The sequence below is a fragment of the Acidovorax sp. SUPP3434 genome, from assembly GCF_030159015.1.
Lineage (GTDB): Bacteria > Pseudomonadota > Gammaproteobacteria > Burkholderiales > Burkholderiaceae_C > Paracidovorax.
The window spans coordinates 78,109-90,864 of the sequence record NZ_BQXL01000011.1; the positions used below are offsets into that span (position 1 = coordinate 78,109).

Annotated in this window: 12 protein-coding genes; 1 reads left to right on the forward strand and 11 read right to left on the reverse strand. The window is 68.0% G+C overall.

From position 1 onward, the window contains the following. Positions 1–101 precede the first annotated feature (101 nt). From AVKW3434_RS17000 to hemN, 4 genes are all read right to left on the reverse strand, one after another. Positions 102–2,579 carry a sensor domain-containing protein gene (locus tag AVKW3434_RS17000; RefSeq protein WP_284406779.1) on the reverse strand — a complete coding sequence of 826 codons (2,478 nt, stop codon included), beginning with the start codon at positions 2,577–2,579 and terminating at the stop codon, positions 102–104. Beyond that, positions 2,576–3,874, reverse strand: a complete 1,299-nt coding sequence (locus tag AVKW3434_RS17005) for a cyclic di-GMP phosphodiesterase (RefSeq protein ID WP_284406780.1) — start codon at positions 3,872–3,874, stop codon at positions 2,576–2,578. The genes AVKW3434_RS17000 and AVKW3434_RS17005 overlap by 4 nt, the downstream gene beginning before the upstream one ends. 146 nt (positions 3,875–4,020) lie before the next feature. Beyond that, entirely contained in the window at positions 4,021–4,779 is a 759-nt protein-coding gene (locus AVKW3434_RS17010; RefSeq protein WP_284406781.1) for a sulfite exporter TauE/SafE family protein, read from the reverse strand. 17 nt (positions 4,780–4,796) lie between these two features. Further along, positions 4,797–6,179, reverse strand: a complete 1,383-nt coding sequence (gene hemN / locus AVKW3434_RS17015; RefSeq protein ID WP_284406782.1) for an oxygen-independent coproporphyrinogen III oxidase — start codon at positions 6,177–6,179, stop codon at positions 4,797–4,799. 177 nt (positions 6,180–6,356) lie between these two features. On the opposite strand from hemN, the gene fnr reads away from it, so the two are divergent. Beyond that, positions 6,357–7,076: a fumarate/nitrate reduction transcriptional regulator Fnr gene (fnr, locus tag AVKW3434_RS17020; protein WP_284406783.1), complete on the forward strand. Its 720-nt coding sequence runs from the start codon at positions 6,357–6,359 to the stop codon at positions 7,074–7,076. A 31-nt stretch (positions 7,077–7,107) separates the two neighbouring features. Here the strand turns inward: fnr and AVKW3434_RS17025 are convergent, their stop codons facing one another. The 7 genes from AVKW3434_RS17025 to ccoN form a co-directional block, all read right to left on the reverse strand. Further along, positions 7,108–7,401 carry a hypothetical protein gene (locus tag AVKW3434_RS17025; protein ID WP_272548306.1) on the reverse strand — a complete coding sequence of 98 codons (294 nt, stop codon included), beginning with the start codon at positions 7,399–7,401 and terminating at the stop codon, positions 7,108–7,110. Between the two features lie 45 nt (positions 7,402–7,446). After that, on the reverse strand, positions 7,447–7,731 hold the full coding sequence (locus AVKW3434_RS17030; RefSeq protein WP_284406784.1) for a FixH family protein: 285 nt from the start codon (positions 7,729–7,731) through the stop codon (positions 7,447–7,449). A gap of 85 nt (positions 7,732–7,816) precedes the next feature. Beyond that, the gene (ccoG, locus tag AVKW3434_RS17035) at positions 7,817–9,265 is read right to left on the reverse strand and encodes a cytochrome c oxidase accessory protein CcoG (RefSeq protein ID WP_284406785.1); all 1,449 of its coding nucleotides are present in this window, start codon (positions 9,263–9,265) and stop codon (positions 7,817–7,819) included. 111 nt (positions 9,266–9,376) lie between these two features. Beyond that, on the reverse strand, positions 9,377–10,291 hold the full coding sequence (ccoP, locus tag AVKW3434_RS17040; RefSeq protein ID WP_272564151.1) for a cytochrome-c oxidase, cbb3-type subunit III: 915 nt from the start codon (positions 10,289–10,291) through the stop codon (positions 9,377–9,379). A 24-nt stretch (positions 10,292–10,315) separates the two neighbouring features. Next, positions 10,316–10,453 carry a cbb3-type cytochrome oxidase subunit 3 gene (locus AVKW3434_RS17045; RefSeq protein WP_272548310.1) on the reverse strand — a complete coding sequence of 46 codons (138 nt, stop codon included), beginning with the start codon at positions 10,451–10,453 and terminating at the stop codon, positions 10,316–10,318. A gap of 20 nt (positions 10,454–10,473) precedes the next feature. Continuing rightward, positions 10,474–11,103, reverse strand: a complete 630-nt coding sequence (gene ccoO / locus AVKW3434_RS17050) for a cytochrome-c oxidase, cbb3-type subunit II (protein ID WP_284406786.1) — start codon at positions 11,101–11,103, stop codon at positions 10,474–10,476. Between the two features lie 19 nt (positions 11,104–11,122). Further along, positions 11,123–12,562 carry a cytochrome-c oxidase, cbb3-type subunit I gene (gene ccoN / locus AVKW3434_RS17055; RefSeq protein WP_284406787.1) on the reverse strand — a complete coding sequence of 480 codons (1,440 nt, stop codon included), beginning with the start codon at positions 12,560–12,562 and terminating at the stop codon, positions 11,123–11,125. Between the last annotated feature and the right edge of the window lie 194 nt (positions 12,563–12,756).

Here is a 12,756-nt window from a genome sequence, read left to right on the forward strand (position 1 = left end):
GAACCCAACGCCTGGCTGCCCTCGCCCACCTGAACCCCCGGTTCAGGATGCCGGTCCGGTGGCATTCGCAGACACCTGTTTCTCCCACGGCCCGGCGGTTTTCACGCCGGCGTCGACAGTCCCCACGAATAGCTCTGGCGGCTCACCAGCAGGCTTCTGAAGGCTTCGGCCGGCATCGCCGGCGCGCACAGATACCCCTGGAAGTAGCGGCAGTCCATCTGCTCCAGCGCCATGCGCTGCTGCTGCGTTTCCACGCCCTCCGCCACCACTTCGATGTGCAGCGCGCGCCCCATGTGCACGATGGCATTGATGATCGCGCGGTCGCCGTCGTCGTCGGGCAACCCCCGCACGAACGACTGGTCGATCTTGAGCTTGTGGATCGCCAGCTTTTTCAGATAGGCCAGGCTGGAATAGCCGGTGCCGAAATCATCGATGGCCAGGCCGATGCCCAGTTCGGCCAGCGCCTGCAGGCGCTGCTCCATCTCCAGCGCATCCTGCAGCAGGATGGTCTCGGTCAGCTCCAGTTCGAGCAGCGAGGCCGGCAGGCCGTGCTTGAGCAAAAGCTGCGTGAGCCGATCGACGAAATCGGGCTGGCGGAATTCCAGCGCCGACACGTTGACGGCCATCACGAGCGGCGAGCCCGAGCGCATCCAGCGCGCAGCCTCCTGCACGGCCTGCTCCATGACCCATGAACCCAGCGTGATGATGTAGCCGGACTCTTCGGCCAGCGGAATGAAAACGCCCGGCGAAATGGGCCCCAGTTCCGGATCGGTCCAGCGCAGCAGCGCCTCGGCGCCCACCACGCTGCCGGTCGCCATGGCGACCTGCGGCTGGTAGTGGACCACCATGCGCTGCTGGCCCAGGGCCTGGCGCATGGCGTGTTCGAGCTTCATGCGCGACAGCAGGTCGGCATTCATCTGCGGCTGGTAGAAGCCGTAGCTTCCGCGGCCGCGCTCCTTCACGCGGTACATGGCGGTGTCGGCCTGCTTGATGAGGTCGTCCAGCGTCTCGCCGTCCTGCGGGTACAGCGCCACCCCGATGCTGCACTGAATGGAAAACCCCATGCCGTCGAGCATGAAGGGGCGCAGCATGTCCTCGAGCATGCGCCGCGCCACGCCTTCGGCGATCGCGGCATCGCCCCCGTGCAGGTACACCACGAACTCGTCGCCGCCCAGGCGGCACAGCATGTCGCTCTGGCGCAGGCACCCCTGCAGGCGCTTGGCCACGATCTGCAGCACGCGATCGCCAAACAGGTGGCCCAGGGAGTCGTTGATGATCTTGAAACGGTCCAGGTCCACGAACAGGATGGCGAAGGTGCCGGCGTCCGGGCGCGGTCCCTGCTGGATCGCGTCGATGGCTTCGCCCACGCGGCGCGACAGGCGCAGCCGATTGGGCAGGCCGGTGAGCACGTCGCTGTAGGCCAGTTCCTCGATGCGCGTGCGGGCCGCGTGCTGTTGCGTGAGATCGCGCATGAAGCCGATGCTCTGCAGCGCATTGCCCGTCTCGCTGCGCAGCACCACCCACGACAGGTGCACCGCGCAGGCCCGTCGCGCGGCCCCGTTCGCGCCGCCCTCGGGCAGGCGCAGCTCGCCCTCCCAGAAGCCGTCGCGCTCCCACGCCGCCAGGACGTGTTCCATCCAGCCGGGCTGCGCGCCCTCGGCTCCGAAGAGCGAGACCGCGGGCACGCCCTGCAAGGCGACCGCGGGCGCGCCGATCAGCCGCTCGCAGCTCGGGTTCATGCGCACGATCTGGTGCCGGTCGTCAGCGATGAAGATGGCGTCCAGGCTGGAATCGAACACCCGCGCGGCCAGCCGCAGGCTGGCCTGCGCCTCGGCGTTGAGCGTCACGTCGCGGAACGAGAACACCCGGCCGACGGGCCGACCCTGGCTCAGCTGCGGCACCGAGCGGCGCTCGATGATGGTGCCGTTGCGCAGGTGCAGGATGTCGGTGGTGTCGCGGCCCGGCTCCAGCGCGATGGACGACAGCCGCGCCCGGTAGGCATCGGCATCGGCCACCTGCTGCTGCATGTGGGCCACCACGGCGGCGTCGTTGCGCTGCACGAGGAGGTTCTCGGGCATGTCCCACAGCTGCGCCAACCGCTGGTTGAAGGCCCGCATGCGCCCGCCCATGTCGCACACCAGAATCCCATCGGCCGCGGAGTCGAGCGTGGCGCGCAACTCCGACAGCAGGATTTCCAGCTCGCGCTCGGTCGAGGCCTGCTCGCGGCGATCGATCATGGTCACCAGCAGCAGTGCCTCGCCCGCGGGCGAATCCACGCGCGACACGCGCCGGTCCACCGGAATGAACTGGCCGTCGCCCCCGAGCAGGCCGGAATGCGACTGGATGCCGCGCATCAGCGCATCGCGGTCCTGCGCCCAGAAGTACAGGTCTTCCGGCGTGCAGGCCAGCAGTTCGACGGCGTCCGCGCCTTCCATGGTTTCGGGGGAGCGCCCGAGCAGCGCGGCCGCGCTCTGATTGGCGAAGCGCACCGTGAGCCCCTCGGGCTCCACCAGCCACACGGCCTCCAGCAACCCGTCGAACACGGCGCGCCACACGCTGCCTTGCGGACCGCGGATCACGTCCGGGCCCCGGTCGGCGCGGCGTCGACGGCCCGTTCGAAGTAGTAGCAGATCCTCTTGCGGGGCGACAGGTAGTCGAGCGCATCGCGCGGCAGCTGCGCGGGCCGCAGGCTGCGGCGGATGCCCAGCGCCGGCTGGTCTTCCAGGTCGATCACCAGAGCATCGTCCTTGGAGACGCCGGACTCGTGCACGATCACCTTGGGCCGCAGCGGGCGGGCGGAGTTCACGGCCGTGACGATGGCATAGCGGTCGTCCACGAGCTGCACGATCGAGCCCGGTGGGTACACGCCCATCATGCGGATGAAGGCCCGCAGGACCACGGCGTCGAACCGTTGCTTGTGCTGCGCGAAGATCACCGACAGCGCCTCGTGCGGGGTCAGCGCATTGGCGCCCCGCAGCGGGTTGCACAGCCGGTCGTAGTAGTTGACCAGGGCCAGCACCTGCCCTTCGCGGGAGATGTCGGCCCCTTTGAGCTGGAGCGGAAAGCCCGTGCCATCGGCCATTTCATGGTGATGCGCGATGGCCTCGATGACGGCGGTGCTCAGGCCCATGCGCTCTGCCAGCACCACCGATTCGCCGACATGCGCCTCGTACAGGGCCTGGTCGGCCGGGCCCAGTGCGGAATGCGGCTGGGCCACATGGGGCGGCAGCGTGATCTTGCCCAGGTCATGCAGCAGCGCGGCCGCGCCCAGGGGCTGCAAGTCGTCGCCCAACAGGCCCAGGGCCTTGCCCAGCAGCAGCGACAGCACCATCACGTTGACCGAATGCAGCGCCGCGCGCGTGCCCACCCGCTCCGAGAGCAGGCGGATGGCGGAGTCGCCCTGGTCGAGCAGCTCATCCACGCAGCTGGACACCAGCGCGTTGGTGGAGGCGCGCGCCTCCGAAGGGTCCTGCTCGGCGCTGGTGGCCAGGCGCTCGTACACCCGCGTGGCGCGCGCGAAGCGCTCGTCGCAGGCGGCCAGGGAGCGGCTCTGCGCCTTGATGCGCTCGCGGAACTCCGCCATGGAGGCCTGGGCGATCGAAGGCCCTGTCTCCACGGGCGCCCGGGCGGCTTCGGTCACGGGATCGGGCGCGGAAGGGTGGCCGGGCGGCAGCAGGCCCTGCACCGACGGATCGCTTTTGGAAGGAATCCACCGCACCTGGGACAGGCCCAGGGCGGCGAGGGTACTGATCTGCTCCGGCGAGGCGATGCGGAAACTGCTAACCGGAAAAGGGTGGTTCATCCAGCCCAGATCGAGCTGAATGTACATGCCTACACGCAGCCGGCCGACATCGATGAGAAGGGGATTAGTCACTTTCGGGGGGCGCCGGAAGGCGCCACGGGGACGCCGGGGTATTGGTAACCATTATCACCAGTTAATACACCCCCGAATCAAATGTCAAAAACTTCACGAACCCCGATCACGATAGCCGTTGTTAACCCCCTGTTCGAAGGGCTTGGCTAGAGACACCAGGGCTCGGCCTGGCGGTGGAAAACGTCCATCCACAGCCCCCAGGCGGCAATTCCGAACAGCAACAGGCCGGACAGCCGCACGCCCCACCCTCCTCGGGCATCCCCGGCAGCACCACCGCCCCGCAGCCGCTGCCAGAGCCACTGGCCGGCCACCAGCCAGGCCGTGCCACCCACGCCGAAGCAGACCATGGCCAGCGCCCCGCGCCAGGGGTTTCCGGTCAAGGCCGCGAGCAGCAGCGCGGAATACAGCAGGCCGCAGGGCATGCAGGCCCAGGCCAAGCCCGTGGAAAACAGGCCGCCGGGCGAGCGTACCCAGGGGGCGACGCGCTGCCACAGCACGCGCCCCGCGTGGTCCACCCAGGCCGGCTGACGCGCCTGGAACACCAGCAGCACGGCCCAGGCGAGCACGGCGACGTGCAGCAGCGTCCAGGCCGGCCGCAGCGCAGCCGCCTGCTGGGTCAGCCAGGCCAGGCGGTCCATGGCCCAGGCCGCCATCGCGCCCGCCAGGGCGTACCCGGCCAGCCGACCCAGATGGAAGGCCAAGGGCCGCGTCCACACGCGCCCCGCCGGCAAAGCCGCGCCACGGCCCGCCCACCGCACCGGCTGCGCCCCCCCGCTTGGCGCGGTGGTCTGGCCCAGGCCACCCGCGCGCACCAGCGCGCCGCAGGGCGCCGCGCACATCGCCAGGCAATGCGGACCGCCCGCCAGCCCCATGGCCAATGCGGTCCAGACCAGGGTGTCAGGCATGGCGGCGTCCTTCCGGTTCAGATGATGCGGGAAAAGCGCGCACGGTTGCGGTCGGCCTGCAGGTAGCGGTCGAACAGCATGGCCACGCCGCGCACGAAGAACCAGCCCATGGCCGTGACCTCGATGCCTTCCTGGCCGAGCACGACCAGGCCCTGCGCCTGCAGATCCTCCAGCGCCTGCAGCTCGGTGGCGAAGTACTGCCGGAAATCGATGAGCCACGCCTGCTCCACCGGCTCGAACAGCACCTCGCCCTGGCACATCAGCGCCATGATGACGGAGCGGCGCACCAGGTCGTCGCGCGTGAGCGCCAGGCCGCGCACGACCGGCAGGCGCCCCTGGTTGATGAAGTCGTAGTACTCGTCCAACGTCTTGGCGTTCTGGCTGTAGGTGGCGCCCACGCGGCCGATGGCCGACACGCCCAGGCCGAGCAGATCGCAATCGGGCTGGGTGCTGTAGCCCTGGAAGTTGCGGTGCAGCCGGCCCTGGCGCTTGGCCACGGCCAGCGCGTCGCCCGGCAGCGCGAAGTGGTCCATGCCCACATAGACGTAGCCGGCGTCCTGGAACGACCGCAGCGATTGCGACAGCATGGCCACCTTCGACGCCGCCAGCGGCAGGTCGGCCGGCACGATGCGGCGCTGCGGCTTGAAGCGCTCGGGCAGGTGAGCATAGGCATACAGCGCGATGCGGTCGGGCCGCAACCGGACCACCTGCTCGAGCGTGCGCTCGAAGGACTCGGGCGTCTGCCGCGGCAGGCCGTAGATCAGGTCCACGTTGATGGACTCGAAGCCCAGCGCCCGCCCGCTGGCCACCAGGTCGAAGACCTGGCTCGCCGGCTGGATGCGGTGCACGGCCTTCTGCACTTCGGGGTCGAAGTCCTGCACGCCGAAGCTCAGGCGGTTGAAGCCCAGCTCCGCCAGCAGCGCCAGCCGGCCCGCGTCCACCGTGCGCGGATCGATCTCGATCGAATACTCGCCGCCGGGCGCGAACGTGAAGCTGCGCTGGAGCATGGCCATCAGCGACCGCAGGCCGTCGTCCGACAGGAACGTCGGGCTTCCTCCGCCCAGGTGCAACTGGCTCACCACCTGCCCCACGCCGCACTGGGCCGTGTGCAGGTCGATCTCGCGGCTGAGGTAGCGCAGGTAGACCTCGGCCCGCTCGGGGTGGCGGGTGATGATCTTGTTGCAGGCGCAGTAGTAGCACAGCGACTCGCAAAAGGGAATGTGCACATACAGCGACAAGGGCAATGCCTTGGCGGCCGACCCCAGGCGGCGCTGCTGCAGCGCGAGAACGTATTCGTCCTGTCCGAAGGCCTCCACGAACCGGTCGGCGGTCGGGTAGGAGGTGTAGCGGGGGCCGGGCACGTCGAAGCGGCGCAGGAGTTCAGGGGTGACAGCGATCATGGGATTTCCTTGTGCCTGCCCAATGTGCCGCAGCCTTCCCGGGAAACCCTTGACCTGGGTCAAGGGTTCTGCAGGCGCACGCTGCCACAATTGATCCATGACAGGCGCCTTGCGTTCGCCCGGGGCTTTCCACCCTGCCGGCCGCCCGTCCTCCCCTCACCGAAAAGGCCTTTGCCCATGAATCCGCAAACCATCAAAGTGGCATGCTCGAACTGCAACCTTCGCGAGCTGTGCATGCCGCTGGGCCTGAACGATCTGCAACTGCAGCGGATCGACGACATCGTGGCCGTGCGCCGCAAGGTCAAGCGGGGAGCCACCCTGTTTCGCAACGGCGAGCCCTTCAGCTCGCTGTTCGCCATCCGCACCGGCTTCTTCAAGACCTGCGTGGCCACCGAAGACGGCCGCGATCAGGTCACGGGCTTCCAGATGGCCGGCGAGATCATCGGCCTGGACGGCATCGTCAGCGACCACCACACCTGCGACGCCGTCGCGCTGGAAGATGCCGAGGTCTGCGTCATGCCCTTCGACCGCATCGAGGAGCTGTCGCGCGAGGTCACGGCGCTGCAGCACCACGTGCACAAGATCATGAGCCGCGAGATCGTGCGCGAGCACGGCGTGATGCTGCTCCTGGGCAGCATGCGGGCGGAAGAGCGCCTGGCGGCCTTCCTGCTCAACCTGGTGCAGCGCCTGCATGCGCGGGGCTTCTCGCAGTCCGAACTCGTGCTGCGCATGACGCGCGAGGAAATCGGCAGCTACCTCGGCCTCAAGCTGGAGACGGTGAGCCGCACCTTTTCGAAGTTCGTCGAGGACGGCATCGTCGAGGTCAAGCAGCGCCACGTGCGCATCTTGGAGACAGCGGCGCTCAAGCGCATCGTGAACTCGCAGAACTGCCACTGAGCGGCCGGCCTGCGGCACCGGCGCTGGCATTTCATGCGCCCGGGTGGTGGCGCGCGCAGTCGGCGGGCCGGTCGGTCACGGGCACGGGGCAGCGGTTCAGCTCGAACGGCGACATGGCCAGCAGCGTGGTGAGCGCGCTCGACGCCATCGTCACCAGCCAGAAAGCGAAGAAGGCGATGGTGTAGACCCCCTCGCGCGAGAGCGCCAGGGGCTGGCCGAACCAGTGCATGTCCTGTGGGTCCACCAGGGCAAAGACCAGCATTTCCAGCACGCCCGCCATCAGGAAGGCGGGCCATGCAATCCACATGAGGCGTTGGGTCCACATTGCGCTTGTCTCCTCGTTTCGGGGGGTGGTGCGAACAGGCCGCTTTCAGCGCGGCTGGTCCTGCACGGGGGTGGCCGCATGGTTGCGCGCCTTCATGGCCGGGGCCAGGCTGTTCGGCGCGCCCTGCAGCGTCTTGTTGATCTCGATGCCCTGGCGGTAGTAGTCCTCGGCCACCACCGGGTCGGGGCGCACGACCGTCACCCACAGCGTGGTGAAGCCCGCCACGACCACGATGGCCGGCCCGGCAATGACCATCCAGACGAAGCCGAACTTCCACCAGGGAGCGGCCGAAGGAAGGGGAGCCGGTGCGGCGGCGATAGGGGATGGCATGGTGTTCACTCCTGACAGGAAAAGAAGAAAGGCGGTCGGACCAGCGGTCTGGCGCCTGAAACGGTGACGGTGGGGCCTGCGGCGCTCATCGCGGCACCAGGAACACCGACTTCTCGGCGACATGGCCGCCCGAGCCCAGCGCCTGCACGTCGAACTGCACGGCATGCGATCCGGGCGGCGCGGAGCCGTAGGGGATCTGAAGGCGCACGGCCACCCAGCGGGACTCGGCCGCGCCGATCTCCACCTCGGCGTCGGACGCCACGCGCAGCCCCTGCAGCCCGCTCGCGCCGATGCGGTAGCGCTGGCCGGACTCGGTGGCGTTCATGATCTGCAGGCGGTAGATGTTCTCCAGCTGCCCGCCGGCCACGATGCGTGAGAGCGCGGCGCGGTCGCGCACCACGTCCACCTTGAGCGGCGTGCGCAGCACCAGGCTGGACAGCAGCCCCACGCACAGGGCCACCAGCACCGCGGTGTAGACCAGCACGCGGGGGCGCAGCACGCGGCGCAGCATCTGCGCCCGGCCCCAGCGGGCCGCCACGCCGTTCTGCGTGGAAAAGCGGATCAGCCCCCGCGGGTAGTGCATCTTGTCCATCACGGTGTTGCAGGCGTCCACGCACAGCCCACAGCCGATGCACTCGTATTGCAGGCCGTTGCGGATGTCGATGCCCACCGGGCACACCTGCACGCACAGCGTGCAGTCGATGCAGTCGCCCAGGCCCCGCGCCTTGTAATCCACCGTCTTGGTGCGGGGACCGCGCGGCTCGCCGCGCGCGTCGTCGTAGGTGACGATGAGCGTGTCGCGGTCGAACATGGCGCTCTGGAACCGGGCATAGGGGCACATGTACTTGCACACCTGCTCGCGCATGAAGCCGGCATTGCCGTACGTGGCGAAGCCGTAGAACAGCACCCAGAAGATCTGCCAGCCGCCCTGCATCGCCAGCAGCTCGCCCGACAGCTCGCGGATGGGCACGAAGTAGCCCACGAAGGTGAAGCCCGTCCACAGCGCCACCGCGATCCAGAGGAACTGCTTGAGCGCCTTCTTGCGCACCTTCTCGAAGGTCCAGCCCCCGGCATCCAGGCGCAGGCGGGCGCTGCGGTCGCCCTCCACCCGGTGCTCGATCCACATGAAGATCTCGGTGTACACCGTCTGCGGGCAGGCGAAGCCGCACCACAGGCGCCCCGCCACCGCGGTGAACAGGAACAGCGACATCGCGCTGACGATGAGCAGGCCCGTGAGGTAGATGAAATCCTGCGGGTACAGCACCAGCCCGAACAGGTAAAAGCGCCGAGCCCCCAGGTCGAACAGCACCATCTGCCGCTCGCCCCACTGCAGCCAGGGCAGCGCATAGAACACGAGCTGCGTGAGGGCCACCATGGCCCAGCGCCAGCGGGCGAACACGCCGCGGATGGAGCGCGGGTAGATCTTCTTTTGCGCCTCGTACAGCGACACCATCTCAGCGGCCGCATCGGCAGCGCCAGGCGCGACCGGGGTGATGGGAATGACCTTGCGGGCAGGCCCGCTGGGTGGCTTCATGGCAGTTCTCGAAAGGGTGGGCCGGCAAGGGAACGCGTCAGCGGCTGCGCCGCCGGCCAGGGCGCGCCGAGGGACAGGCCCGGATCGCGTTCCCCGGTGGCATCGGCGCCGTCAGCGCACCGCGTTCGCGCGGTGGGACAGACCCCATACGTAGGCGGTGAGCACGCCGATCTGCGCCTCGGTCAGCTTGTCGGCCTGGGCCGGCATCACGTTGACCTTGCCGTGGTTGACCATGGCGGTGATGGCCGCCTCGCCCCAGCCGTGCAGCCAGACGTCGTCGGTCAGGTTGGGCGCGCCCAGGGCCGTGTTGCCCTTGCCGTCCATGCCGTGGCAGGCCGCGCAGGCGGTGAACTTGGACTTGCCCAGCGAGGCGCGCAGCGAGTCGTGCGGGCTGCCCGACAGGCTCAGCACATAGTGCGCGAGGTTGCGGATGTCCTCCGGCGAACCCACGGCCGCGGCCATGGGCGGCATGGTGCCCATGCGGCCCTTCTCCAGCGTCTCGCGGATGTTCTCCGGCGCGCCGCCGTGCAGCCAGTCGTTGTCGGCCAGGTTGGGAAAGCCCTTGCTGCCCCGTGCGTCCGAGCCGTGGCACTGCGCGCAGTTGTTCATGAACAGGCGCTCGCCGATGGCCATGGCCTCGGGGTTGGCGGCCATCTCCTCGGTCTTCATCGCGGCGAAGCGGGCGTACAGCGGCGCGAGCTCGGTGCGGGCCTTGGCCATCTCGGCCTCGTACTCGCCGGCCTGCGTCCAGCCGAACTGGCCGGCAAATCGGCCCAGGCCCGGATAGACGGCCAGGTAACCGAAGCCGAAGACGATGGTGAGCACGAACAGCCACATCCACCAGCGCGGCATGGGGTTGTCCATCTCCCGCAGGTCCTCGTCCCAGACGTGGCCCGTGGTGTTGTCGGTGCTGGGCGCGACCTTCTTGCGGGCCGTGATCCAGAGCAGCAGCAGGCAGCCCAGGATGCCGACCACGGTCAGCCCCGCCACGTACACCGACCAGAAATTGTGGGTGAAGTCACTCATGTCGTTCTCATTGTTTTTTGCGGATCAGTCTTGCTCGAAGGGCAGGCGCGCGGCCTCCTCGAACCGGGCCCGGTTGCGGCGCGAGAACGCCCAGACCAGGATGCCGAGGAAGCACGCCAGCGATGCCAGCGTGGCGACGATGCGCACAGTGGTGATGTCCATGACCAGCTCCTTGGGGTTCGTTACTTGAGGGCGCGGCCCATGACCTGCAGGTAGGCCACGAGCACGTCCATCTCGGTCTTGCCCTTGACCTCCTCGGACGCGGCGGCGATCTGCTCGTCGGTGTAGGGCACGCCCACCGTGCGCAGCGCCTTCATGCGCGGCGCGGCCACGGCGGGATCGACGGGCGTCTTCTCCAGCCAGCTGTAGGCGGGCATGTTGGATTCGGGCACCACGTCGCGCGGGTTGTTCAGGTGGATGCGGTGCCACTCGTCGCTGTACTTGCCGCCCACGCGGTGCAGGTCGGGGCCGGTGCGCTTGCTGCCCCACTGGAAGGGGTGGTCGTACACGAACTCGCCGGCCACCGAGTAGTGGCCGTAGCGCAGCGTCTCGGCGCGGAAGGGGCGGATCATCTGCGAGTGGCAGTTGTAGCAACCCTCGCGCAGGTAGATGTCGCGGCCCAGCAGCTGCACCGCGGTGTAGGGCTGCACGCCCGTCACGGGCTCGGTGGTGGACTTCTGGAAGAACAGCGGCACGATCTCGGCCAAGCCGCCGATGGCGACCACCAGCACGATCAGCACGATCATCAGGAAGTTGTTGGTCTCGATCTTCTCGTGCGAGAAGCCGGCCGATTTGGAGTTGTGTTCGGACATGGAATGGGCTCCTCGGGGCTCAGGCATGGGCCGTGTTCACGGCGGGGATCGACACCTTGACCGAGCGGCCCGAGATGGCGGTGGCCCATACGTTCCAGGCCATCACCAGCATGCCGCCCAGGTACAGCAGGCCGCCGGCGAAGCGGACCACGTAGAACGGATAGGTGGCCTTCACGCTTTCGACGAAGGTATAGGTGAGCGTGCCGTCGGCATTGACCGCGCGCCACATCAGGCCCTGCATGACGCCGGCGATCCACATCGCGGCGATGTACAGCACGATGCCGATGGTGGACATCCAGAAGTGCAGCTCGATAGCGGGCACCGAGTGCATCTTTTCCCGGCCGAACAGACGCGGGATCAGGTAGTACAGCGAGCCCATGGTGATCAGGCCTACCCAGCCCAGGGCGCCGGCATGCACGTGGCCCACGGTCCAGTCGGTGTAGTGGCTGAGCGCGTTGACGGTCTTGATGGACATCATCGGGCCCTCGAACGTGGCCATGCCGTAGAACGACAGCGACACGATCAGGAAGCGCAGGATGGGGTCGTCGCGCAGCTTGTGCCAGGCGCCCGACAGCGTCATCACGCCGTTGATCATCCCGCCCCAGCTGGGGGCCAGCAGGATCAGCGAGAACACCATGCCCACCGATTGCGTCCAGTCCGGCAGCGCGGTGTAGTGCAGGTGGTGGGGGCCCGCCCACATGTAGGTGAAGATCAGCGCCCAGAAGTGCACGATCGACAGGCGGTAGCTGTACACCGGGCGGCCGGCCTGCTTGGGGATGAAGTAATACATCATCCCGAGGAAGCCCGCGGTGAGGAAGAAGCCCACCGCGTTGTGGCCGTACCACCACTGCACCATCGCGTCCTGCACGCCGGCATAGGCCGAGTAGCTCTTCATCCAGCCGGCAGGCACTTCGGCGCTGTTGACCAGGTGCAGCAGCGCCACCGCCAGGATGAACGCGCCGAAGAACCAGTTGGCCACGTAGATGTGGCGCACCTTGCGTCGGCCGATGGTGCCGAAGAACACGATGGCATACGACACCCACACCAGCGTGATCAGGATGTCGATGGGCCATTCCAGTTCGGCGTATTCCTTGCCGGTGGTGTAGCCCAGCGGCAGGCTGATGGCCGCCGCCACGATGACGAGCTGCCAGCCCCAGAACGTGAACGACGCCAGCGGCCCCGCGAACAGGCGCACCTGGCAGGTGCGCTGCGCCACGTAGTAGCTGGTGGCGAACAGCGCGCAGCCGCCGAAGGCGAAGATCACCGCGTTGGTGTGCAGCGGCCGCAGACGGCCGTAGCTGAGCCAGGGAATGCCGAAGTTGAGTTCCGGCCAGGCCAGCTGGGCGGCGATGAAGACGCCGACCAGCATGCCCACCACCCCCCACACCACGGCCATGATCGAAAACTGCCGCACGACGGTGTCGTCGTAATGCGCGGCAGCGGTTTTTGGAGATTCCATCGTGCACCTCTTTGATTGCACGGAAAGTTTCTTCCGGATACCCGTTGGGGGCATTGACGCATGTCAACCGTTGCGATGAATCCAGCCGGGGTCACAGGGCATCAGGCTGACCACTGGCAGCACGGCTGTCCGTACAGGGTTGGCATGAGTCAGCAACCACCAGAGAATCGCCAATGGATCTCTACCAAGAAATC

Excerpts from the sequence above, each read along its gene's own strand:
- AVKW3434_RS17010 (WP_284406781.1), bottom strand. The coding sequence starts at position 4,779 with ATGCCTGACACCCTGGTCTGGACCGCATTGGCCATGGGGCTGGCGGGC.
- hemN (WP_284406782.1), bottom strand. The coding sequence starts at position 6,179 with ATGATCGCTGTCACCCCTGAACTCCTGCGCCGCTTCGACGTGCCCGGC.
- fnr (WP_284406783.1), top strand. The coding sequence starts at position 6,357 with ATGAATCCGCAAACCATCAAAGTGGCATGCTCGAACTGCAACCTTCGC.
- AVKW3434_RS17025 (WP_272548306.1), bottom strand. The coding sequence starts at position 7,401 with ATGTGGACCCAACGCCTCATGTGGATTGCATGGCCCGCCTTCCTGATG.
- AVKW3434_RS17030 (WP_284406784.1), bottom strand. The coding sequence starts at position 7,731 with ATGCCATCCCCTATCGCCGCCGCACCGGCTCCCCTTCCTTCGGCCGCT.
- ccoG (WP_284406785.1), bottom strand. The coding sequence starts at position 9,265 with ATGAAGCCACCCAGCGGGCCTGCCCGCAAGGTCATTCCCATCACCCCG.
- ccoP (WP_272564151.1), bottom strand. The coding sequence starts at position 10,291 with ATGAGTGACTTCACCCACAATTTCTGGTCGGTGTACGTGGCGGGGCTG.
- AVKW3434_RS17045 (WP_272548310.1), bottom strand. The coding sequence starts at position 10,453 with ATGGACATCACCACTGTGCGCATCGTCGCCACGCTGGCATCGCTGGCG.
- ccoO (WP_284406786.1), bottom strand. The coding sequence starts at position 11,103 with ATGTCCGAACACAACTCCAAATCGGCCGGCTTCTCGCACGAGAAGATC.
- ccoN (WP_284406787.1), bottom strand. The coding sequence starts at position 12,562 with ATGGAATCTCCAAAAACCGCTGCCGCGCATTACGACGACACCGTCGTG.